The sequence below is a fragment of the Acidovorax sp. 93 genome, from assembly GCF_003633835.1.
GTDB classification, from domain to species: Bacteria; Pseudomonadota; Gammaproteobacteria; order Burkholderiales; family Burkholderiaceae_C; genus Acidovorax; species Acidovorax facilis.
Genome location: NZ_RBIT01000001.1, coordinates 1078809 through 1101095 on the forward strand (window position 1 = coordinate 1078809; position 22287 = coordinate 1101095).

Genomic DNA, 22287 nt, shown 5'->3' on the forward strand with positions numbered 1-22287 from the left:
TCGAAACCATAGTAATCCTTCCTTGACTACCGATACCCTCGTTCTGCTGGCCGCACTGGCCCTGGTGTTCATCGCGCTCGCGCTGCTGGCGCTGCGCCGCCCCCGTGTGGATTTGCCGCCCGAATGGCTGGCCCGCCTGCAGGCACTGGAGCGCACCACCCAGGCCACCCAGCTGGCCGTGGCCAAGAACGATGGCGCGCTGGATGGCATGGGCCAGCAACTGCGCGGCTTCACCCAAACCACGCAGACCACGCTGGAGGGGCTGCGCCACGCGGTCGATGAGCGTTTGACGCAGGCGGTGGCCGAATCGCGCAACGGCCGTGCCGAGCTGTTGGCCGCCTTTGGCGTGTTCGAGGCGCGGCTGGAGCAGCGCCTCACGGCCCTGGACGCAGCCACGCGCCTCACGCTCGATTCGCTCAAGAGCGACACCCAGTCGCAGCTGGGGGTGATGTCGCAAGCGCTCAAAGACCAGCTCGAAGCCAACAGCTTTCAGATCAAGAACCAGTTTGCGGTGCTGCAAGACGCGGTGTCGCAGCAGCTCACCGGGCTGGTGCAGGGCAGCCAGCACAATGCCGAACAACTGCGCACCGCGCTCAACGAGCGCCTGGCCGCCATCCAGGCCGACAACGCCACCAAGCTCGAGGAAATGCGCCGCACGGTGGACGAAAAGCTCCACGCCACGCTGGAGCAGCGCCTGGGCGAATCCTTCAAGCTGGTGAGCGACCGGCTCGAACAAGTGCACAAGGGCCTGGGCGAGATGCAGACCCTGGCGGGCAGCGTGGGCGACTTGAAACGCGTGATGACCAACGTGAAGTCGCGCGGTACCTGGGGCGAAATGCAGCTCGGCGCCATCATCGACAACGTGCTCACGCCCGACCAGTTCGCGCGCAACGTCAAGACCGTTCCGGGCAGCGACGAGCTGGTCGAATTCGCCATTCGCCTGCCCGGCAGGAACGACGAGCACCCGGTGTGGCTGCCCATCGACTCCAAGTACCCGGTGGAGCAGTACCAGCGCCTGATGGATGCGCAGGACGCGGCCGACAAGGCCGCCATCCTGTCTGCAGGCAATGCGTTCGAGACCTCGATCAAGCTCGAAGCCAAGAAGATCTTCGCCAAGTACGTCTCGCCCCCGCACACCACCGACTTTGCCGTGCTCTACCTGCCCACCGAAGGCCTGTTTGCCGAGGTCATGCGCCGCCCCGGCCTGGTCGAAGCCGTGCAGAACGATTGCCGCGTGATGATCACCGGCCCGGCCAATCTGGCCGCCATGCTCAACAGCCTGCAGATGGGCTTCAAGACGCTGGCGATTGAAAAACGCTCGTCAGAAGTGTGGAGCCTTCTGGGCATGGTCAAGACCGAGTTCGCCAAGTTTGGCGACGTGGTCGAGGCCACCAAAAAATCCATCGACGCCGCCGCCAAGAAGTTTGACGAGGTGGGCGTGCGCACCCGCGCCATCCAGAAGCGCCTGCGGGATGTGCAGGACCTGCCCGCGCCAGCGGCTACCACCGTGCCGTTGCCGGGGCTGGACCTTGAGGACGATCCGCTGTGAACTGGGCACTGGCCCGGCTGATTGCCGCGCAGATCTGTGTGCACGGCAGCATGGCTGGCATGCGGCTGGCCGCGCCCCTGCTCGCGCTGCGCGAGGGCTACAGCGTGGCGGCGGTGGGGTTTCTGGTGGCGCTGTTCGCGCTCACCCAGGTGTTTCTGGCCCTTCCTGCGGGCCGGTTTGCAGACCGCCACGGCCTCAAGCGCCCGATGGGTTATTCGGTGGCTGTGGCGTGCATGGGCGCAGGGCTGGCGGTGGTGTTTCCGACCTATGCGGTCTTGTGCGTTGCGGCCTTGATGACAGGGGCGGGCGCAGGGGGCGCCACCATTGCCGTGCAGCGCCACGCGGGCCGCGCAGTGCATGACGCCACCGAACTCAAGCAGGTGTTCAGCTGGCTGTCGATAGGCCCGGCGGTGTCCAACTTCATTGGCCCATTTGCGGCGGGGCTGGCCATCGACCATGCGGGTACCACCCCGGGCAGCCTGGAAGGCTACCGCGCGGCCTTTGCGTTGCTGGCGTTGCTGCCCCTGGTCAGTTGGTGGTGTGTGCGCAGCACGCAGGATCTGCCCGCTGCGGCCGCAGCCTCCGCCAAAGATGGCCCGCCACAGCGTGCCTGGGATCTGCTGAATGACCCACCGTTTCGCCGCCTGCTCATCGTGAACTGGCTCATCTCGTCGTGCTGGGATGTGCATGCCTTTGCGGTGCCGCTGCTGGGGCATGAGCGCGGCTTGTCGGCGGCGGTCATCGGCACCATCTTCGGGGCGTTTGCGATTGCGGCCACCGTGATCCGCGTGCTCATGCCCTTTGTGGCCAAGCACTTGCGCGAGCGGGGCGTGATGGCTGGCGCCATGCTGGTGACGGCCGTGTTATTTGCGGTGTACCCCATGCTGCAAAGCGCCTGGGCCATGGGGCTGTGCTCGGTGTTGCTGGGCCTCGTGCTGGGCACGGGGCAGCCCATGGTGATGAGCCTGCTGCACCAGATCACGCCCTCACATCGCCAGGGCGAAGCGCTGGGGCTGCGCCTCATGGCCATCAACGCATCCAGCGTGCTGATGCCGTTGATGTTCGGATCGGCCGGGGCGGTGATTGGCGTGAGCGGCCTGTTCTGGGGGGGGGGCGCCGCAGGCCTGGGCGGCGCCCGGCTGGCGTGGCGCATCGGGGGCGAGAAAAAACAGCCGGGGCAGGGGCCGGGCTGAGTGCCGCTTGCCGTGCCGAGCCAGTAGGCGAAGAAATGCCTACAGCTGGTAGAACGACTTGATCAGCTCCCACGCCTCTTGCGGGTCGTCGGTGTAGTGAAAGAGCTTGAGGTCTTGGGCGGAGATCGTGCCTTCTTCGACCAGCACTTCGAAGTTGATCAGCCGCCTCCAGTAGTCGGTGCCAAACAGCACGATGGGCACCGGCTTGGCCTTCTTGGTCTGCACCAGCGTGAGCACCTCGAACAGTTCGTCCAGCGTGCCAAAACCCCCCGGGAAGGCCACCAATGCCTTGGCGCGCATCATGAAGTGCATCTTGCGCAGCGCGAAGTAGTGGAACTTGAAGGAGAGCGAGGGCGAGATGAAGCGATTGCCGCTTTGCTCGTGGGGCAGGGCGATATTCAGGCCCACGTTCAGTGCACCGGCTTCGTGGGCACCCCGGTTGGCGGCCTCCATGATGCCGGGGCCGCCGCCCGTGCAGATGTAGATGCGGTCTGCGGGGCGCTGGTGCTCGCTGTATTCCGCCACCACCTTGGCGAACTGGCGGGCGAGGTCGTAGTAGCGGGCGTTGCGCACAGCCTGCTGGGCACGCTGCAGGCGCACCTCGTCGCCACTGGCCTCGGCCTCGGCCAACTGGGCTGCGGCCTCGTCGGGTGCCACAAACCGGGCGCTGCCGTAGACCACCACGGTGTTCTCGATGCCTTGCTCGGCCTGGCCCAGGTCGGGCTTGAGCATTTCCAGCTGAAAGCGGATACCGCGTGTCTCGCGGCGGAACAGGAATTCCGGGTCGGCAAACGCGAGGCGATAAGCGTCTGCATGCAAGGGGTTGCCGTTGACTGCGTGGTTCTGCAGTTCCGCCCAGGCATCGGCCAGGCGGCGTTCGTTGAGTTGGGTATTGGCGTCCATAAGAGACTCTTCGTGTCGGTCTGTAGGGGGAAAAGGGGTGGGGCGAATGCTGCGGCCACCGGCTTGGGCAGCGTAATGCAATGGAGGATGAGGTGTAGAGAAAAATGGGCCCTTGGGCAAGTCTACAATGCGCGGGCTGCTATGAAATATGAAGCACTTTGTATGCCAAGCGCCGTCAGGCATAGCGACCCGAACAGGTGCAGTGCTGTAGTGCCCAGGGCCATGGCGTAGCGTTGCACCATCAACATTTCAACCACCTCGGCCGAGAAGCTGGAGAACGTGGTGAGTGCGCCCAGAAAACCCGTGACCAAGGCCAGCCGCCAGACGGGATCGATCTGGGGCAGGGCGTGAAAAACAGCCACACACACGCCGATGAGATAACCGCCCACCAGGTTGGCTGCCAGGGTTCCCCAGGGAATCAAGCCGCCCGGGCTGAGCCACAGGCCCAGGCGCCAGCGCGCCAGTGCGCCCACACAGGCGCCGATGCAGATGGCCAGAACATTGAGCATGGGGGGGATTGTCACAGCAAATGAAGTCCCCCTGGGTCGCTTCGCGCCTTCTCCCAAAGCGCAAAACGGAGCGGCCCTGGTCTGGACCACACCCGTTTCGCATGCCGGCGGCTCAGCGCGCCGCCATCTGCTGCGGCAGCCAAGTGACGATGCCGGGGAAGATATAGAGCAGCGCCACGGCCGCGCACATCAGCAGGAACATGGGCAGGGCCACCTTGGCGATCCAGGGCAGCTGGCGGCCCGTCATTCCTTGCAGCACGAACAGGTTGAAGCCCACGGGCGGTGTGATCTGCGCCATCTCGACCACCAGCACAATGAAGATGCCGAACCAGATGGGGTCGATGCCCGCAGCCTGCACCGTGGGCATGAGCACGCCCATGGTGAGCACCACCATGGAGATGCCGTCCAGGAAGCAGCCCAGAATGATGAAGAACACTGCGAGCGCCGCAATGAGCTGGGCCTTGTTGAGCCCCAGCGACGCAATCCATTCAGCCAGGTGGCGCGGCAGACCGATATAGCCCATGGACAGCGTGAGAAACGCGGCACCGGCCAGGATCAGCGCAATCATGCAGTACAGGCGCGTGGCGCCCATCAGCGATTCCTTGAATGTGTTCCAACTCATCGAGCCCTGCACGGCCGAGAGCACCAGCGAGCCCACCACACCCACGGCTGCGGCTTCGGTGGCCGTGGCAAAGCCGGTGTAGATGCTGCCCAGCACCGCTGCAATCAGCAGCACCACAGGGATCAGGCTGCGCGACTCGGCCAGCTTTTGCGCAAAGGTCAGGCGCACGTCGGCGGCGGGAATCTGGTCGGGGTGCCGCAGCGCCCAGACCATGATGTAGCCTGAGAACAAGGCCGCCAGCAGAATGCCCGGCAGCACGCCCGCAATGAACAGCTGCGAGATGGACACTTCGGCCGATACGCCGTAGACGATCATGATGATCGACGGCGGGATCAAGAGGCCCAGCGTGCTGGCACCGGCCAGGGTGCCCACCACCATGTGCTCAGGGTAGCCCCGGCGTGTCAGTTCGGGCAGTGTCATCTTGCCAATGGTGGCGCAGGTGGCGGCACTCGACCCCGACACGGCGGCAAAAATCGTGCAGCCCACCACGTTGGTGTGCAGCAGGCGGCCCGGCAGCGCCTGCACCCAGGGGGCCAGCCCCTTGAACATGTCTTGCGACAGCCGGGTGCGGAACAGGATTTCCCCCATCCAGATGAACAGGGGCAGGGCGGTCAAGGTCCAGCTGGAGGCGCTGCCCCAGATCGTCACCGCCATCGCATCGCCCGCTGGGCGCGACGAGAACAGTTGCATGCCGATCCAGGCGACGCCCGAGAGGGTGAGGCCGATCCACACACCGCTGCCCAGGATCAGGAACAGCGACAGGACCAGCAGGCCGGTAATGGCGAGATCACTCATGGTAGATGGGCCTGGTTGTCTTATTCATTGCGCAAGGCTTCGCCGGGATGGGCGTCGGCGCGTTTGTTCATCACCTCCAGCACCAGCTCGTCGATGAAGGCGATGGCCAGAATCACCGTGCCCACGGCCATGGCGATCTGGGGAATCCACAGGGGGGTGGCATCGCTGCCTGTGGAGATGTCGTGGAACTCGTGCGATTGCCAAGCCAGCTTGCAGCTGTACACCGCAAACAGCACGGCCAGCAGCGTGGCAATGGCCAGGGCCCAGATCTCAAAGGCTTTCTTGGCGCCGCCCTTCAAAAAGTTGAGCAGCAGCGTGACGCGGATGTGCTCACCGCGCTTCAAGGTGTGGGCCAGCGCCAGAAAACCCGCAGCCGCCATCAGGTAGCCCGCATAGGCATCGGTGCCCGGCACGTGGAAGTGGAACTGCCGGCTGGCGATGGACAGCAGCACCATGCCCAGCAGGCCGACCATGAAAAGCGCCGCCAGGGCGGCGGCGCTGTCGTACAGAAAGTCCAGCAGACGACGCATTGCGCAGGTGCCCGGGCTTACTTGCGGTAGGCGTCGATGAGCGCCTTGCCTTCAGGACCGGCCTTGTCCAGCCATTCCTTGAGCATGGTGTCGCCGACCTTGGCCATGTCGGCCTTGAGTGCGGCGGGCGGCGCTTCCACGGACATGCCATTGGCCTTGAGCTTGGCGATGGTGTCGGTGTTGACCTTGGCGCTGGCAGCCCAACCACGTGCTTCGGCGTCGGCACCGGCCTTGAGCAGGGCGTCCTGGCTGGGCTTGTCCAGCGCGTCAAACGCCTTCTTGTTCACCAGCACGGCATTCTTGGGCAGCCAGGCCTGGGTGTCGTAGTAGAACTTGAGGTGCTCGTACAGCTTGCTGTCCACACCGGTGGCGCCCGAGGTCATCGTCGATTCGACCACGCCCGTGGCAAGGGCTTGCGAGAACTCTGCGGCCTGCACCGTCACAGGCTGCGCGCCGACCAGCTCGGCAATGCGTGCGGTGGCAGGGCTGTAGGCGCGCCACTTGATGCCTTTGAGGTCGGCGGCCGAGGCCAGGGGCTTCTTGGTGTAGATGCCTTGTGGGGGCCAGGCCACGGCATACAGCAGCACCATGCCTTGTTCGGCCAGCTTCTTCTCCAGGAACGGCTTTTGCGCGGCGTAGAGCTTCTTGGATGCGTCGTAGCTGTCGGCCAGGAAGGGCAGGCCGTCCACACCAAACAGCTGCCACTCGTTCTGGAAGTTGGCCAGCAGGATCTCACCCATCTGCGCCTGGCCGCCTTGCACCGCGCGCTTGATTTCGGGGGCCTTGAACAGTGCGGCGTTGGCATGCACCGTGATCTTGAGCTTGCCCCCCGTGGCTTTGTCTACATCGCCGGCCAGCTGCACCATGTTCTCGGTGTGGAAGTTGGTGGCTGGGTAGGCGGCTGCCAGATCCCACTTGGTCTGGGCGAATGCCGAGGTGGCAGACAGGCCCGCCGCCAGGGTCAGGGCAAGTGCGGTCACGGGGAAGATTCGACGCTTCATGGATATTGCTCCGCAGGGTTGGATGTACAAGGTTGGATGTAACAAATCACTGTATCGGAAGCCGATCCGATTGCGATAGGTGTTTTGCCTAAACGCTGACAAATTGCCAACAAATTACCATCGACTTGCCTACAATGCCCCATGCATATCCCGTGCCAATGACAGAACCCGTAGGCCCGAAACCTCCATGAAATCTGACGCCAAGTCCAAGGCCAAAACCGACTCCGGCCCTATCGTGTCATCGGCACACCTGGTGTCGGCACAGAGCGCAGAAATGAGCGAGTTCGAATTCGGCCTCATCGTGGCGGGCAATGCCTTCCACCGCTGGGTGGTGCACTGCATGGCAGCGGCGGGGCTCAAGGACTTGACGCCGCTGGATGTGGTGGTGCTGCACCATGTCACGCACCGCGCGCGCGACAAGCGGCTGGCCGACATCTGCTTCATCATGAACGTGGAGGACACGCACCTCGTGAACTACGCGCTCAAGAAGCTTTTGAACCTGGGCGTGGTCGCGTCGCAGAAGAACGGCAAGGAGGTGACCTACGCCGCCACCGAGGTCGGCCGCGCCTATGTGCAGCGCTATCGCGAGATCCGCGAGAGCTGCCTGATCGACGCCCTGAAAGCCGACGACGCGCTGAACCGCGACATCGGCGAGCTGGCCCGGTTGCTGCGTGTGCTCTCAGGCATGTACGACCAGGCGGCGCGCTCGGCGGCATCCCTTTGATCGGCGCAGAATTTTGAATAAAACCATGCTCTAGCGCTTATCTGATAAGCGCTGGTAGCTATCAAAAAGATAGTTATTCATGTCCCACCAAGTTTCACCCATGTCCCGCTGGCAGTTCTGGATCGACCGGGGCGGCACCTTCACCGACGTGGTGGGCAAGCGGCCGGACGGCACGCTGGTCACGCACAAGCTGTTGTCGGAGAACCCCGAGCAGTACAAGGACGCGGCTGTCGCTGGCATCCGCCACCTGCTCGGTTTGAAGCCCGGCGAGCCCGTGACGCCCGCACTGGTAGAGTGCGTGAAGATGGGCACCACCGTGGCCACCAACGCGCTCTTGGAGCGCAAGGGCGAGCCCACGCTGTTCATCACCACCAAGGGCTTCAAGGACGCGCTGCGCATCGCCTACCAGAACCGCCCGCGTCTGTTCGACCGCCACATCGTGCTGCCCGAGCTGCTGTATGAGCGCGTGATCGAGGCGCAGGAGCGTGTGGGCGCACGGGGCGAGGTGATTGAGCCGCTGGACGAAGCGCACCTGAAAGAACGCCTGTGGGCGGCCTACGACGCGGGCCTGCGCAGCGCGGCCATCGTGTTCATGCACGGCTACCGCTACACCGCACACGAAGAAGCCGCCGCCCGCATTGCGCGCGAAGCGGGCTTCACACAGGTGAGTGCATCCCACGCCACCAGCCCCATGATGAAGCTGGTGAGCCGGGGTGACACCACGGTGGTGGATGCCTACCTCTCGCCCATCCTGCGCCGCTATGTGGACCAGGTGGCCAGCGAGATGCCAGGCGTGAAGCTGTTCTTCATGCAGTCGTCGGGCGGCCTCACGGATGCGCAGGTGTTCCAGGGCAAGGACGCGATCCTCTCAGGCCCCGCAGGCGGCATCGTTGGCATGGCGCGCACCGCAGGCCTGGCGGGCCACGACAAGGTCATCGGCTTTGACATGGGCGGCACCAGCACCGACGTGAGCCACTACGCGGGCGAGTTCGAGCGCGAGTTCGAGACCCAGGTGGCGGGCGTGCGCATGCGTGCGCCCATGATGAGCATCCACACCGTGGCGGCCGGTGGCGGCTCCATCCTCGGTTTTGACGGCGCACGTTTCCGCGTCGGCCCCGAAAGCGCGGGTGCCAACCCCGGCCCCGCCAGCTACCGCCGCGGCGGCCCGCTGGCTGTGACGGATGCGAACGTGATGGTGGGCAAGATCCAGCCCGCACATTTCCCCAAGGTGTTTGGCCACGCTGCGAACGAGGCGCTGGATGGCGATGTGGTGGGGCAGAAGTTTGCGCAGCTGGCGGTGCAAAGCGGCCGCTCGCAAGAAGACGTGGCCCATGGCTTCATCCAGATCGCCGTGCAGCAGATGGCCAACGCGATCAAGAAGATCAGCGTGGCGCGCGGCTACGACGTGACGCGCTACACGCTGCAGTGTTTTGGCGGCGCGGGCGGCCAGCATGCGTGTTTGGTGGCCGATGCTTTAGGCATGACACGCGTGTTTGTGCACCCGCTGGCGGGCGTGCTCAGTGCTTACGGCATGGGCCTGGCGGACCAGAACGTGATCCGCGAACAGGCGGTGGAAACCAGGCTCGCGCCCGAAGCGCTCGCAGGCATCGAAGCCACGCTGGAGCAGCTGGCCACCACCGCGCGCACCGAGCTGGAGCGCCAGCAGGTGGGCGCGGGCACAGCCGTGGTGCACCGCCGCGTGCATGTGCGCTACGAGGGCAGCGACTCGGCGCTCATCGTGCCGTTGGGCTCGCTGGCCGAAATCACCGCCGCGTTCGAGAACGCCTACCGCCAGCGTTTTGCGTTCCTCATGCAGGGCAAGGGCCTGGTGGTGGAGGCCGTGTCCGTCGAGGCCGTGGTGCCCGGCGATGCGCCCGTGGTGCCGCGCCACACGCTGCAACCTGCGCGCGAGGTGCCGCGCCGCAGCACTGTGCGCATGTACACCGGCGGCATCGATGGCGTTGCAGCATGGCACGACGCCGCCCTGGTGGTGCGTGAGGATCTGCGCCCCGGCGATGTGATCCCCGGCCCGGCCATCATTGCCGAGAAGAACGCCACCACCATCGTGGAGCCCGGCTGGGAAGCGCAGCTGACCGACCGGGACCACCTGCTGCTCAACCGCCGCGTGGCGCGCGCCGTGCAGCATGCCGTGGGCACCACGGTGGACCCGGTGCTGCTCGAAGTGTTCAACAACCTGTTCATGAACATTGCCGAGCAGATGGGTCTGCAGCTGCAGAACACGGCGTACTCGGTGAACATCAAGGAGCGGCTGGACTTCAGTTGCGCGCTGTTTGACACCGCAGGCAACCTCATCGCCAACGCGCCGCATATGCCGGTGCACCTGGGCTCGATGGGCGAGAGCATCAAGACGGTGATCCGCAAGAACGCTGGTCGCATGCAGCCTGGCGATGTGTTCGTGCTCAACGACCCGTACCACGGTGGCACGCATTTGCCGGACATCACGGTCATCACGCCGGTCTACATCGCCGATGAAGCCACGCCCACGTTCTACGTGGGCAGCCGGGGCCACCACGCCGACGTGGGCGGTACCACGCCGGGCTCCATGCCGCCGTTCTCCACACGCATCGAGGAAGAGGGCGTGCAGATCAACAACGTGAAGCTGGTCGAGCGCGGCGTGCTGCGTGAGGCGGAGATGATCGCGCTGCTGGAAAGCGGCGAGTACCCTTCGCGCAACCCGCAACAGAACATGGCCGACCTGCGTGCGCAGATCGCCGCCAACGAAAAGGGCCAGCAGGAGCTGCGCCGCATGGTGGCCGAGTTTGGCCTCGATGTCGTGTTGGCCTACATGCGCCATGTGCAGGACAACGCCGAAGAGTCCGTGCGCCGCGTCATCACACGGCTCAAGGACGGTGCGTTCACGCTGCCGCTGGACAACGGCGCACAGATAAGCGTGGCGGTGAAAGTGGATGCAGCGAGTCGCAGCGCCACCATCGATTTCACCGGCACCAGCGCGCAGCAGACGAACAATTTCAACGCGCCTACGGCGGTGTGCATGGCGGCGGTGCTGTATGTGTTCCGCACGCTGGTGGATGACGACATTCCGCTGAATGCTGGGTGCCTCAAGCCGCTCAACGTGATCATTCCGCCGGGCAGCATGCTCAACCCCAACCCCCCAGCCTCGGTGGTGGCGGGCAATGTGGAGACCTCCACCTGCATCACCAACGCGCTGTATGGCGCATTGGGCCTGATGGCGGCGGGGCAGTGCACCATGAACAACTTCACCTTTGGCAGCACGCGCTACCAGTATTACGAGACCATCTCGGGGGGCAGCGGCGCGGGCGGCGTGTGGGATGCCAACGGGCAGCTCACTGGCGGTTTTGCAGGCACCAGCGTCGTGCAATGCCACATGACCAACTCGCGCCTTACGGACCCCGAGGTGCTGGAGTTCCGCTTCCCCGTGCGGCTGGAGGGCTACGAGATCCGAAGGGGCTCGGGCGGCGCCGGGCAGTGGAAGGGCGGTGATGGCGGCATCCGCCGTGTGCGCTTTCTGGAGCCCATGACGGCCAGCATCCTGTCGAACGGCCGCCACCATGGCGCGTTTGGCATGGCGGGCGGCCAGCCGGGGGCCGTGGGTATCAACAGGGTGGTGCGCAGCGATGGCCGGGTGGAGCTGCTGGACCACATCGGCCAGGCCGAGATGCTGCCGGGCGACGTGTTTGAAATCCACACGCCGGGCGGCGGCGGCTTCGGGTCTTCAGGTCAAAAATAGGGATGAAAATGGCCGCTAGCGCTTATCCATAAAGCGCTGGCAGCTATTAATTCAGGAGTCTTCGGTTTCGGATGGCGCCTTGGGCTGGCTCAGGCTGGGCGGCACGTCCAGCCCCATCTGCCGCGCGCGGAACAGCGCCGCGCGCATCAAGAAGATCGACATGATCGGCACCGTGATCGCCACGAACACGGCGATCAGCAGCGCATGCAGCGCCAGGCTGCGGTCGGCCACCGAGAAGTACAGCACGGTGCCGTGCATGATCAGCCAGCAGCCCAGCGTGGCGATGATGGCGGGCGCATGCACACGCTCGAAAAACGTGGGCAGGCGCAGCAAGCCGGTGGAGCCCAGCAGGGCCAGCCCGGCGCCCGCCAGCACCAGCAAGGCCACGATGATTTCAAGCCAAAGCGGCAGCACGGCGGCGGCAGTGGTAGCGGCTTCGGTCATTCGATCACCTCGCCACGCAGCAGAAACTTGGCCATGGCCATGCTGCCCACAAAGCTGAACAGCGCCAGCAGCAGCGCAGCCTCGAAGTAGTTCTTGCTGCCATACAGCAGGCCCAGCACCAGCATCACCAGCATGCCGCTCAGGTACATGCAGTCGAGCGCCAGCACCCGGTCTTGTGCGGAGGGGCCCTTGAGCAGGCGGATCAGCGCGCAGCCCATAGCCAGGGCCAGCATGAACAGGGCGATGGGGAGGGCCCAATCCAGTATCGGGGTCATTCAAAAATCTCCATCAAAGGGGCCTCGTAGCGCCGCTTCACGTCGGCGATCACGGTGGCCGCGTCGTCCAGTTCCAGCACATGCAGCAGCAGCACGCTGCGGTCCAGCGACAGCTCGGCCCAGGCCGTGCCAGGGGTGATGCAGACGATCATCGCCAGCACGGCCAGTGCATTGGGGTCGCGTACGTCCAGAGGGATGTGCACAAACCCTGCAGGGTGGCGCCTGCGGCCGGGCGCCAGCAGCAGGCGGGCCACGGCCAGGTTGGAGCGGGTGGTGTCGGCCACCACCGTGAAGGCCAGGCGCAGCACAGCGCCCGGTTTGCGCACGCGCACCGGCAGCGGGCGCAGCCCGGCCGTGAGCAGCGGAATCGCCAGTGCCAGCACGCTGCCCAGCACAAAATGCCCGGCACTCAGGCTGCGGTTGAGCAGCAGCCACAGGCCCAGCAGCGCCAGCGACAGCAGGGGCGCGGGCACCAGCCGCTTGAAGGGCCGGGGCGATGTGGATGTAGGAAGGGGCTCTGGCTTCATGGCAGGTTGCCCCCCGGTGTGGTGGCAGGCTGGGGCGGGTTGGGCACGGGCTCAGCGGTCATCACCGCGCGCATGTAGCCAGCGGGCGCGTGCAATGCGTCGGCCGTTGCTTGGGTGTAGCGCATCACGGCGCCGGCCTGCCAGGCCAGCGCCGCGCAGGCACCCAGCAGCAGGGCAATCGGCAAGCCTTCCAGTACCAGCAGCTTGGGGGCCGACCGATCATGTGCGGCCCAGAAATGGCGGATGCCTGCACGGGTCAAGGCCACCAGCGCCAGCAGGCCCGAGGCCACCAGCAGGGCCACCAGCGTCCAGCCCGCCGCGCCCAGCTGGAACCCGCTGGATGCGCCCAGCCCCAGAGGGTTGAGCAGCGCATGCACCATGGCGAACTTGCCCACAAACCCTGGCAGGGGTGGCAGGCCTGCAATGACCAGCGTGCAGGCGATAAAGGCCAGGCCCAGGAAGGCAGCGGCCGCAGGGATCACCTCGCCGATGAGCGCCTCCTCCTTGTCGTCGAGGTTCATGCCTTCGGTGGGCACCAGATCGGCCGACAGGAACGGCGCGTCGTCGGTCTGCTCGTAGGGTGCGAGGTTGGAGCCGTCGTTGCGCCAGCGGTCGATCAGGTCGGTCAGCAGGAAGAGGGCGCTCACCGCCAGCGTGGAGCTAAGCAGGTAGTACAGCAGTGCGCCTGTGAGCAGGTTCTGGCCGAAGCCCACGGCCGCCAGCAGCGTGCCCGACGACAGGACGGCGCTGAAGCCTGCCAGGTGCCCCAGGCGCTGCGAGCCCAGCATGCCGATGGCGCCAAAGGCCATGGTGAGCAGGCCGCCGCCAATCAGCCACTGGCTGCCGAACTGGGCCGATTCACCGGCCTCGGGGCCAAACAACAGCGTCCACAGCCGCAGCACGCTGTACACGCCCACCTTGGTCATGAGCGCGAAAAGCGCACCCACGGGCGCAGTGGCCGCGCTGTAGGCGGGTACCAGCCAGAAGTTGAGCGGCCACACAGCGGCCTTGATGAGAAAAGCCACCGCCAGGATGGCCGCCGCCGCATGCAGGAGGCCTCGGTCTGCAGGCGCAATGCCTGCAATGCTCTGCGCCAGGTCGGCCATGTTGAGCGTACCGGTGATGCCATACAGCATCGACACACCGATCAGGAACAGCGACGAGGCCGCGAGGTTGATGGCGATGTAGTGCAGCCCCGCCGACACGCGTGGGCGTCCCGAGCCATGCAGCAGCAGCCCGTAGGAGGCGGCCAGCATGATCTCGAAGAAAACGAACAGGTTGAACAGGTCGGCGGTGAGGAAGGCACCGGCCAGCCCCATGAGCTGGAACTGGAACAGCGGGTGGAAGTGCACCCCCGCCCGGTGCCAGCGCGCCGCAGAGAACAGCACGGTGGCCAGCGCCACGGTGCTGCACAGTACCAGCATCATGGCCGAGAGCCGGTCGATGGTGAGCACGATGCCAAAGGGCGCGGGCCAGTTGCCGGGCAGGTACACGCCCAGGCCGCCCGGCAGGTTCGGGTCCTTGGCCTGCACCAGCAGCAGCACGGCCACCACCAGGCCCAGAAAGGTCGAGGTGATGTTGAGCGTGACCTTGGTGCGCTGGCGCTCCTCGCGCAGCAGCAGCATCAGCCCGGCTGTGAGCAGGGGCAGCGCGATGGGCGCGAGGATCAGGTGCGGCATCAGCCACGCGGTGATGCTGGTGCCTCCCGTCATGGCATTTCCTGCACGTCTTTACCCTTGGTGCCGTCCACATGGTCAGTGCCCGCCATGCCACGCGATGCCAGCAGCACCACCAGGAACAGCGCCGTCATGGCAAAGCCGATCACGATGGCCGTGAGTGTGAGCGCCTGGGGCATGGGGTCGGCATAGTGGGCCAGGTCCTGCGGCAGGCCGGGTTGCAGCACGGGCTCCTTGTCAATCGCCAGGCCCAGGCGGCCCATGCTGAAGATGAAGAGGTTGACGGCATACGACAGCAGCGACAGGCCCATGATGACCTGGAAGGTGCGTGGGCGCAGCAGCAGCCACACACCCGAGCCGGTGAGCACGCCAATGGCCAGGGCCAGTATCAGTTCCATGCAGTTTCTCCCCGGGTGGTGGGCGCTGTGGCAGCAGCGGCTTGTTCTGCCGCCTCGTCGTCGGCGCGCGCATTGTTGTAGCGGTGGCTGCGCACCGACTGGTGGGCAATGCCGGTGAGGATGAGCATGGTGGAGCCCACCACCAGGGTGAACACGCCAATGTCGAAGAACAGCGCGCTGGCCACATGGATCTCGCCCACCACAGGCAGCGCAAAGTGCGCGGTGTGGCTGGTGAGGAACGGGTAGCCCCAGGCCAACGCCCCCAGTCCGGTGGCCAGTGCCGTCAGCAGGCCCATGCCGATCCAGCGGCGTGGGTACAGCGGCAGGTGGGCCTCGACCCACGAGGTGCCCGAAACGATGTACTGCAGCAGCAGCGCCACCGAAAACACCAGCCCCGCCACAAAGCCGCCGCCGGGCTCGTTGTGCCCGCGCATGAAGAGGTAGACCGCGACCAGCGTGGCAAAGGGCAGCATCAGCCGCACCAGCACGGCGGGCACCATGAGGTAGCCCACGGCGGTGTCGGCAGTCTGGCGCGGGTTGGTCAGGTCGGTGTCCACATCGGCGGGCAGGGCGCGCTGCTGGGGTGGCAGATCCATCACCTCGCGCGCGGGGCGGAAGCGCCGCAGCAGCGCATACACCGTGAGCGCCACGATGCCCAGCACCACGATCTCGCCAAAGGTGTCAAAGCCCCGGAAGTCCACCAGCATGACGTTGACCACGTTGGTGCCGCCCCCGTCGGTAAGGGCGCGCTCCAGGAAGAAGGTGGAGGTGCTGTCGGGGAAGGGGCGGCTCATCATCGCGAACGACAACAGCGCCATGCCTGCGCCCGCGCTCAACGCCAGTGCCAAGTCCCGGTAGCGGCGCAGCTGGGTCCGGCGCTCTTCGGCCAGGGTGGGCACACGCAGGCTTTCGTCGCGGCGGGGTAGCCAGCGCAGGCCCAGCAGGATGAGGATGGTGGTCACGATCTCCACCACGATCTGTGTGAGCGCAAGGTCGGGCGCCGAGAACCACAAAAAGGTCAGGCACACGCACAGGCCCGAGCCGCCCAGCAGCGTGAGGGCTGCCAGCCGGTGGTACTTTGCCTGCCAGGCCGCCGCCACGGCGCACACGGCGCCCAGCAGCCACAGCAGCGCAAACGTGGGCGACAGCGGCAACTGCACGCGGTCGCCAATCGGCAGACCCCGCGCCCACAGGGGCAGGGTACCCGCCACCAGGGCCGCTGCGGCCAGCCACAGCATCTGCCACTGCAGGCGGCTGGTGCCCAGCAGGCGGCGGCCGTTGCGGCCCGCCAGCGTGAGGGCGGCCAGCAGGTGCTCAAACATGCGCTGGCCGCTCAGGTGGTGCATGAGGGGCGGTGCATCCAGCATGCCGCGCGCGCGCTGACGCCGCAGCAGCGCATACAGCGCAATGCCACCGCCCAATGCCACCAGGCTCATTACAAACGGGGTATTAAAGCCATGCCACACCGCCAGGCTGTACGTGGGCAGCTCGCCGCCCACCACGGGCCGTGCGGCGGCGGCCAGGTAGGCCCCCACAGACCAGGCGGGCAGCGTGCCCACCACCAGGCAGGCCAGCACCAGCAGTTCGACAGGAACGCGCATCCAGTGCGGCGGCTCATGGGGCGGGCGCGGCAGGTCGGTAGCGGGTGGGCCAAAGAACACATCCACCGTGAAGCGCAGCGAGTACGCTACGCTGAACATGCCGGCCACTGTGGCGGCGACGGGCAGCAGCCATTCGAGCATCGGCGTGGTGTTCACGTACACCGTCTCGGCAAAGAACATTTCCTTGGACAGGAAGCCGTTGAGCAGCGGCACGCCCGCCATGGCCGCGCTGGCCACCATGGCCAGCGTGGCGGTGATGGGCATCATGCGGCGCAGGCCCGACAGCCGCCGGATGTCGCGCGTGCCGCTTTCATGGTCGACGATGCCCACGGCCATGAAGAGCGACGCCTTGAAGGTGGCGTGGTTCATGATGTGAAAGACCGCCGCGACGGCGGCCAGCGGGCTGTTCAGGCCCAGCAGCAGCGTGATCAGGCCCAGGTGCGAGATGGTGGAGTAGGCCAGCAGCCCCTTGAGGTCGTTCTGGAACATGGCCGCGTAGCCGCCCACGAGCAGCGTGCACAGCCCCGCGCCGCCCACCAGCCAGAACCACTGCTCCGTGCCCGCCAGCGCCGGCCACAGGCGTGCCAGCAGGAAGACGCCCGCCTTGACCATGGTGGCCGAGTGCAGGTAGGCCGACACGGGCGTGGGCGCTGCCATGGCGTTGGGCAGCCAGAAGTGGAAGGGGAACTGCGCGCTCTTGGTGAGCGCGCCCAGCAGGATCAGCACCAGTGCCGTGGTGTACAGCGGGTGGTTCTGGATGAGCTGGCCCGCCGCCAGCACGTGGTCGAGGTCGTAGCTGCCCACGATGTGGCCCAGCACCAGCATGCCCGCCAGCATGGCCAGGCCCCCTGTGCCGGTGACGGTGAGCGCCATGCGTGCGCCCCGCCGCGCGTCCTTGCGGTGGTGCCAGTAGCCGATCAGCAGGAACGAGAACAGGCTGGTCAGCTCCCAGAAGAACGCGATCTGCACGATGTTGCCCGACAGCACCACGCCCACCATGGCGCCCATGAACGCGAGAAAGAACGAGAAGAAGCGCGGCACCGGGTCGGCCGCCGACATGTAGTAGCGCGCATACAGCACCACCAGGCTGCCCACGCCCAGCACCAGCATGCAGAACATCCACGCAAAGCCGTCCATGCGGATGACGAGGTTCAGGCCCAGCGCAGGCAGCCATTCGATGCTCTGGCGCAGCACGCCGCCGTCCGCGATCTCGGGGAAACACAGCGCCACCTGCACGGTGCAGAACACGGCGATGAGGCCCGCCAGCGTGGACTCGGTGTTGCGCGCGTTGGCGGGCAGCACTGCCGCAAGCAGGCTGCCGATGAAGGGGAGAAGGATGAGTGTGATCAGGGGCATGCCCGATCGATTTTAGGGGCATGCCTCAAAGACCCTGCCTGGTCCCGGCCGTTGCGCCGCTGACAGCGCAAAAAAACAAGCCCGCGCGGGCGGGCTTGCAGCTTGGAGAGTGTGCTTAGTTTTTGCTAGCGCTGGCGGCTGCGGCCGGTGCGCCCGTGGCTGCCGGCGGGGCGGCAGGAGCCGCAGGGGCCGCAGGGGCCTGTTGTTGCTGCTGCGACTGCGGCGACTGCTGCTTGCGCTCGTCCGTGGCGCCCGCCGGCTTTTTGGAGTGCGCGCTGCTGTGGCCGGCTTTGGACTTGGCTTCGGCCTTCGCGGCTGCTGCGGCGCTGTACTTCTTGCCGTTGACCGTCAGGCCTTCCTTGGAAAAGTTGACCGCGCTCTTGTTGCCGACGCCCCCCACGCGGCCGATGAAGTCGCTCCAGTCCTTGAAGGGCGCGCTCTTGCGTTCTTCGAGGATGCGGCCGGACAAGCCGGGGCCGATGCCCTTGATGCCATCGAGTTCGGCCTCGGTGGCAGTGTTCACGTCCACGGCCGCGAATGCGGCGGTGGCGCAGAGCGCGGCAATGAGGAGCATCAGTTTCTTGAGCATGGGGCTTCCTGTCGGCGGTGTAGAGCAGGTGAGGAGAGGGAGATGAAGGTCAGAGTTCTTCGACGCGGCGCGCCGGGTAGCTGTCCCAGGTCTGGCAGCCGGGACACTGCCAGAAATGCTGGCGTGCCTCGAAGCCGCAGGCCGCGCAGCGGTAGCGTGTGAGCGGCTTGACGGCATGCTCGAGCGCGCGCTGGACCTGGGGGTGGAATTCCTCGTGTTCGAGCTTCTCGCCGGCCAGCCATTTGGCGGCGGCCACCAGCGAGCGCTCCTTGTCCAGGTGCTGCACATAGCGCTGCCGCGCGGTGTCGTGCGTGGCCTCGTCGGCGGCTTCCATGGCGACGATGGCTTCCAGCACGTCGAGCGACGGAGCCTGCGCGTAGTGCGCCTGCAGCAGCGCCTGCACCTCGGGCACGCGCTGCGCGGTGGTGGCGGCCTCCACCATCATCGGGGCCGCCAGCGGGATCGCGGCGGGGTTGCGCTCGCCCAGGGTGCGCAGCGTGGCAAGAACGTCTGCGGGCCGGCCCATCATGCGCTGCAGGCGGGCCAGTTCGATGCGGGCGCGGGCGGCCTCGGGCGCTGCGGACACGGCCTGTTCCAGCAGGGCTTGCGCGCCCGGCAGATCACCCTGGCCGCTCAGGGCCAGTGCCTGCTCGCACAGGTAGTGGGCCTGGCGCGTGCTGAAGTCGCCCTGGTCGGCGTCGTGCATCTTGCGGGCGATGGTGGCTGCGTGGGGCCAGTCGCGTGAGCGTTCATAAATGGCCAGCAGCGCCAGGCGGGCCTGGGCCTCGAAGGGGGTGCCTTCCAGGCGGTGCAAGGCTTCTTCCGCGCGGTCGAGCAGGCCGGCCTTGAGGAAGTCGAGCGCCAGCGCGTGCTGGGCACGTTCGCGGTCGGTGCGGGAGAGGTCGCCGCGCGAGAGCAGGTGCTCGTGCACGCGCACGGCGCGGTCGTATTCGCCCCGGCGGCGGAACAGGTTGCCCAGCGCAAAGTGCAGTTCAGACGTATCGGGATCGTTCTGCACGGCCTCGATGAAGGCGTCGATGGCCTGGTCCTGCTGCTCGTTGAGCAGGAAGTTCAGGCCCTTGAAGTAGGCCTTGGGCGCGCGGCGGTTTTCTGCACGCAGTTGGCGCAGGTCAAAACGCGAAGCCAGCCAACCCAGCACAAAGGCCACGGGCAGACCCAGCAGGATCCAGGTCAGGTCAAATTCCATGGGCTGAAGGCAGGTCGGGCGGTGGTGGCGGGGCGGGGGGCATGGAGCCCGCTGCTGCGGAGGATGCCACGGGCGTAGGCGCTGCCACCGCTGCATGGGCGCGTCGCGCTGCGGTGCGGTGCCTCCACCAGCGCGGCACCATGCCCAGCACTCCCACGGCCAGGCCCGCTGAAAATGCGGTCAACACCACCAGCACCAACGGCGCGCGCCATTGCGTGCCAAAGAAGAAGTGCACGGTGGCGTCCTGCTGGTTGTTCAGCGCGAAGGCAAACAGCGTAAAAAAAATGGCTGCCTTGAGCAGCCACAGGAGGTATTTCATCGGTCTCCCCAGTGGTGGGGCGATTCTAAGAGCTTGTGCCTGCTGGGCCGCATGGCCCTTGCAGGATAAGAATTCAAGTCAAATAGGCTTCTAGCGCTTATCTGTAAAGCGCGAGCAGCTATTATTTTTGAATGGTTGTGCTGCTGGCGGCACCGGAGTTTTCTTCCATCTCGGCGGTGCGCTTGTCCACGGCTTCACGCAGGGCCTTGCCAGGCTTGAAATGGGGCACACGTTTTTCGGGGATGGCCACGGCCTCGCCGCTGCGCGGATTGCGTCCCATGCGGGGTGGGCGGTGGTTGACCGAGAAGCTGCCAAAGCCCCGGATCTCGATGCGGTGCCCACGCACCAGGGCCTCGCCCACGGCGTCCAGGATGGTCTTGACGGCGTATTCGGCATCGCGATGGGTGAGCTGACCAAAGCGCGCGGCCAGTTCTTCAACGAGGTCTGAGCGGGTCATGGAATCTTGGGGCATGGGCAGGCTGCGGGTGGGCAGGTCTTTGCTGAAAAAAGAGCGGGCGCCGAGGCGCCCGCTGTCTGACCGTACAAGGAGCTTACCGCGCAATGTGCGCTGAGGCTCCTCAACGGGTCAGCGCTTTACTTTTCCGAGTTGTCCAGCTTGGCGCGCAGCAGGGCGCCCAGGCTGGTCGTGCCGGCGCTTTCGCGGCTCGATTGCTGGCTCAGGTTGGCCATGGCGCCTTGTTCGTCAGCCATGTCCTTTTGCTTGATCGACAGCTGGATGTTGCGGGTCTTGCGATCCACGTTGACCACCACGGCCGTGACTTCGTCGCCTTCCTTGAGCACGTTGCGGGCATCTTCCACGCGGTCGCGGGAGATTTCCGAAGCGCGCAGGTAACCCACGATGTCTTCGCCGAGGTCGATTTCAGCGCCACGGGCGTCCACGGTCTTGACCTTGCCGGTCACCGTCTGGCCCTTGTCGTTCACCGTCACGAAGGTCGTGAATGGGTCGCCGTCGAGCTGCTTGATGCCCAGCGAGATGCGTTCGCGGTCCACGTCCACGGCCAGCACGATGGCTTCCACTTCCTGGCCCTTCTTGTAGTTACGAACTGCGGCTTCGCCGGCTTCGTTCCACGAGAGGTCAGACAAATGCACCAGGCCGTCGATGCCGGCAGCCAGGCCCACGAACACGCCGAAGTCGGTGATCGACTTGATAGGACCCTTCACGCGGTCGCCGCGCTTCGTGTCCTGTGCGAATTCTTGCCATGGGTTGGCCTTGCACTGCTTCATGCCCAGGCTGATACGGCGCTTGTCTTCGTCGATTTCGAGGACCATGACTTCGACTTCGTCGCCCAGCGAAACCAGCTTGGCGGGAGCGATGTTCTTGTTGGTCCAGTCCATTTCAGACACGTGCACCAGGCCTTCGATGCCGGGTTCGAGTTCGACGAACGCGCCGTAGTCGGCAATGTTCGTGATCTTGCCGAACAGGCGGGTGCCTTGGGGGTAGCGGCGGTTCACGCCCATCCATGGGTCGTCGCCCATTTGCTTCAGACCCAGAGACACGCGGTTCTTTTCGGTGTCGAACTTCAGGATCTTGGCCGTGATTTCCTGGCCAGCGGTCACCACTTCGGAAGGGTGACGCACGCGGCGCCATGCCATGTCGGTGATGTGCAGCAGGCCGTCGATGCCGCCCAGGTCCACGAACGCACCGTATTCGGTGATGTTCTTGACCACGCCTTGAACGATGGAGCCTTCCTTCAGGGTTTCCATCAGCTTGGCGCGCTCTTCGCCCATGGAGGCTTCCACCACAGCGCGGCGGCTCAGCACCACGTTGTTGCGCTTGCGGTCCAGCTTGATGACCTTGAATTCCATGGTCTTGTTTTCGTACGGCGTCAGATCCTTGATCGGACGGGTATCGATCAGCGAACCGGGCAGGAATGCGCGGATGCCGTTGACCAGAACGGTCAGACCGCCCTTGACCTTGCCGCTGGTCGTGCCAGTGACGAATTCGCCGGATTCGAGGGCCTTTTCCAGGCTCATCCACGAAGCCAGACGCTTGGCGGTGTCGCGCGACAGGATGGTGTCGCCGTAGCCGTTTTCGATGGAGCCAATGGCCACCGAAACGAAGTCACCCACTTGGACTTCGACTTCGCCCTTGTCGTTCTTGAACTCTTCCAGCGGTACGTAGGCTTCGGACTTGAGGCCAGCGTTCACGACCACGAAGTTGTGCTCGACGCGCACGACTTCAGCGGTGATGACTTCGCCTGGGCGCATTTCCGTGCGCTGCAAAGATTCTTCAAAAAGGGCGGCAAAAGATTCGGACATGTGTTTCCTTGCCACAAACAGGATTCCAGTAGCACCATTGCTACTGTTTTTATAGCTGC

General features: G+C 65.5%; 20 protein-coding genes. 4 read left to right on the forward strand and 16 right to left on the reverse strand.

Going from position 1 to position 22287, the window contains the following annotated elements:
- The first annotated feature begins 22 nt into the window (after positions 1-22).
- Both rmuC and C8C93_RS04920 read left to right on the forward strand, forming a co-directional pair.
- Positions 23-1549, forward strand: coding sequence for a DNA recombination protein RmuC (gene rmuC / locus C8C93_RS04915; protein ID WP_121506096.1), 1527 nt, complete (start codon positions 23-25; stop codon positions 1547-1549).
- Positions 1546-2742 (forward strand): MFS transporter, encoded by a 1197-nt coding sequence (locus tag C8C93_RS04920; RefSeq protein ID WP_121506097.1) that lies wholly within the window; start codon positions 1546-1548, stop codon positions 2740-2742. The genes rmuC and C8C93_RS04920 overlap by 4 nt, the downstream gene beginning before the upstream one ends.
- A 39-nt stretch (positions 2743-2781) precedes the next feature.
- On the opposite strand, the gene C8C93_RS04925 is transcribed toward C8C93_RS04920, so the two are convergent.
- From C8C93_RS04925 to C8C93_RS04945, 5 genes are all read right to left on the reverse strand, one after another.
- Positions 2782-3645 carry a TIGR00730 family Rossman fold protein gene (locus tag C8C93_RS04925; protein ID WP_055402549.1) on the reverse strand — a complete coding sequence of 288 codons (864 nt, stop codon included), beginning with the start codon at positions 3643-3645 and terminating at the stop codon, positions 2782-2784.
- Between the two features lie 122 nt (positions 3646-3767).
- A complete protein-coding gene (crcB, locus tag C8C93_RS04930) occupies positions 3768-4154 on the reverse strand; it encodes a fluoride efflux transporter CrcB (protein WP_055402547.1) in 387 nt (128 codons plus the stop codon).
- A gap of 112 nt (positions 4155-4266) precedes the next feature.
- Positions 4267-5571 carry a TRAP transporter large permease gene (locus tag C8C93_RS04935; protein WP_121506098.1) on the reverse strand — a complete coding sequence of 435 codons (1305 nt, stop codon included), beginning with the start codon at positions 5569-5571 and terminating at the stop codon, positions 4267-4269.
- Between the two features lie 20 nt (positions 5572-5591).
- Complete coding sequence (locus C8C93_RS04940) at positions 5592-6101, reverse strand: TRAP transporter small permease (protein WP_121420420.1); 510 nt, start codon at positions 6099-6101, stop codon at positions 5592-5594.
- A gap of 17 nt (positions 6102-6118) precedes the next feature.
- Complete coding sequence (locus tag C8C93_RS04945; protein ID WP_121506099.1) at positions 6119-7102, reverse strand: TRAP transporter substrate-binding protein; 984 nt, start codon at positions 7100-7102, stop codon at positions 6119-6121.
- Between the two features lie 187 nt (positions 7103-7289).
- Between C8C93_RS04945 and C8C93_RS04950 the strand changes: the two genes are divergently transcribed.
- Together C8C93_RS04950 and C8C93_RS04955 are read left to right on the forward strand one after the other, a co-directional pair.
- Entirely contained in the window at positions 7290-7826 is a 537-nt protein-coding gene (locus C8C93_RS04950; protein ID WP_121506100.1) for a winged helix DNA-binding protein, read from the forward strand.
- Positions 7827-7905: 79 nt separating this feature from the next.
- Positions 7906-11556 (forward strand): hydantoinase B/oxoprolinase family protein, encoded by a 3651-nt coding sequence (locus C8C93_RS04955; RefSeq protein ID WP_121506101.1) that lies wholly within the window; start codon positions 7906-7908, stop codon positions 11554-11556.
- Positions 11557-11607: 51 nt separating this feature from the next.
- On the opposite strand, the gene mnhG is transcribed toward C8C93_RS04955, so the two are convergent.
- The 11 genes from mnhG to rpsA all read right to left on the reverse strand — a co-directional run bounded on the left by mnhG (position 11608) and on the right by rpsA (position 22243).
- Complete coding sequence (gene mnhG / locus C8C93_RS04960) at positions 11608-12000, reverse strand: monovalent cation/H(+) antiporter subunit G (protein WP_121506102.1); 393 nt, start codon at positions 11998-12000, stop codon at positions 11608-11610.
- Entirely contained in the window at positions 11997-12275 is a 279-nt protein-coding gene (locus tag C8C93_RS04965; RefSeq protein ID WP_055402533.1) for a K+/H+ antiporter subunit F, read from the reverse strand. Before C8C93_RS04965 ends, mnhG begins: the two co-directional genes overlap by 4 nt.
- Positions 12272-12802: a Na+/H+ antiporter subunit E gene (locus C8C93_RS04970; protein WP_121420416.1), complete on the reverse strand. Its 531-nt coding sequence runs from the start codon at positions 12800-12802 to the stop codon at positions 12272-12274. The genes C8C93_RS04965 and C8C93_RS04970 overlap by 4 nt, the downstream gene beginning before the upstream one ends.
- Positions 12799-14514, reverse strand: coding sequence for a monovalent cation/H+ antiporter subunit D (locus tag C8C93_RS04975; RefSeq protein WP_121506103.1), 1716 nt, complete (start codon positions 14512-14514; stop codon positions 12799-12801). The genes C8C93_RS04970 and C8C93_RS04975 overlap by 4 nt, the downstream gene beginning before the upstream one ends.
- A complete protein-coding gene (locus C8C93_RS04980; RefSeq protein ID WP_063460563.1) occupies positions 14511-14876 on the reverse strand; it encodes a Na+/H+ antiporter subunit C in 366 nt (121 codons plus the stop codon). Before C8C93_RS04980 ends, C8C93_RS04975 begins: the two co-directional genes overlap by 4 nt.
- Positions 14867-17833 carry a monovalent cation/H+ antiporter subunit A gene (locus C8C93_RS04985; RefSeq protein WP_121506104.1) on the reverse strand — a complete coding sequence of 989 codons (2967 nt, stop codon included), beginning with the start codon at positions 17831-17833 and terminating at the stop codon, positions 14867-14869. Before C8C93_RS04985 ends, C8C93_RS04980 begins: the two co-directional genes overlap by 10 nt.
- A gap of 115 nt (positions 17834-17948) precedes the next feature.
- Positions 17949-18422 carry a helix-hairpin-helix domain-containing protein gene (locus C8C93_RS04990; protein ID WP_121506105.1) on the reverse strand — a complete coding sequence of 158 codons (474 nt, stop codon included), beginning with the start codon at positions 18420-18422 and terminating at the stop codon, positions 17949-17951.
- A gap of 49 nt (positions 18423-18471) precedes the next feature.
- Positions 18472-19629, reverse strand: a complete 1158-nt coding sequence (lapB, locus tag C8C93_RS04995; protein WP_121506106.1) for a lipopolysaccharide assembly protein LapB — start codon at positions 19627-19629, stop codon at positions 18472-18474.
- Positions 19619-19948 (reverse strand): lipopolysaccharide assembly LapA domain-containing protein, encoded by a 330-nt coding sequence (locus C8C93_RS05000; protein ID WP_055402518.1) that lies wholly within the window; start codon positions 19946-19948, stop codon positions 19619-19621. Before C8C93_RS05000 ends, lapB begins: the two co-directional genes overlap by 11 nt.
- Positions 19949-20069: 121 nt before the next feature.
- Positions 20070-20420, reverse strand: a complete 351-nt coding sequence (locus C8C93_RS05005; protein WP_055402517.1) for an integration host factor subunit beta — start codon at positions 20418-20420, stop codon at positions 20070-20072.
- 122 nt (positions 20421-20542) lie between these two features.
- Complete coding sequence (rpsA, locus tag C8C93_RS05010; protein ID WP_304439398.1) at positions 20543-22243, reverse strand: 30S ribosomal protein S1; 1701 nt, start codon at positions 22241-22243, stop codon at positions 20543-20545.
- Positions 22244-22287 lie beyond the last annotated feature (44 nt).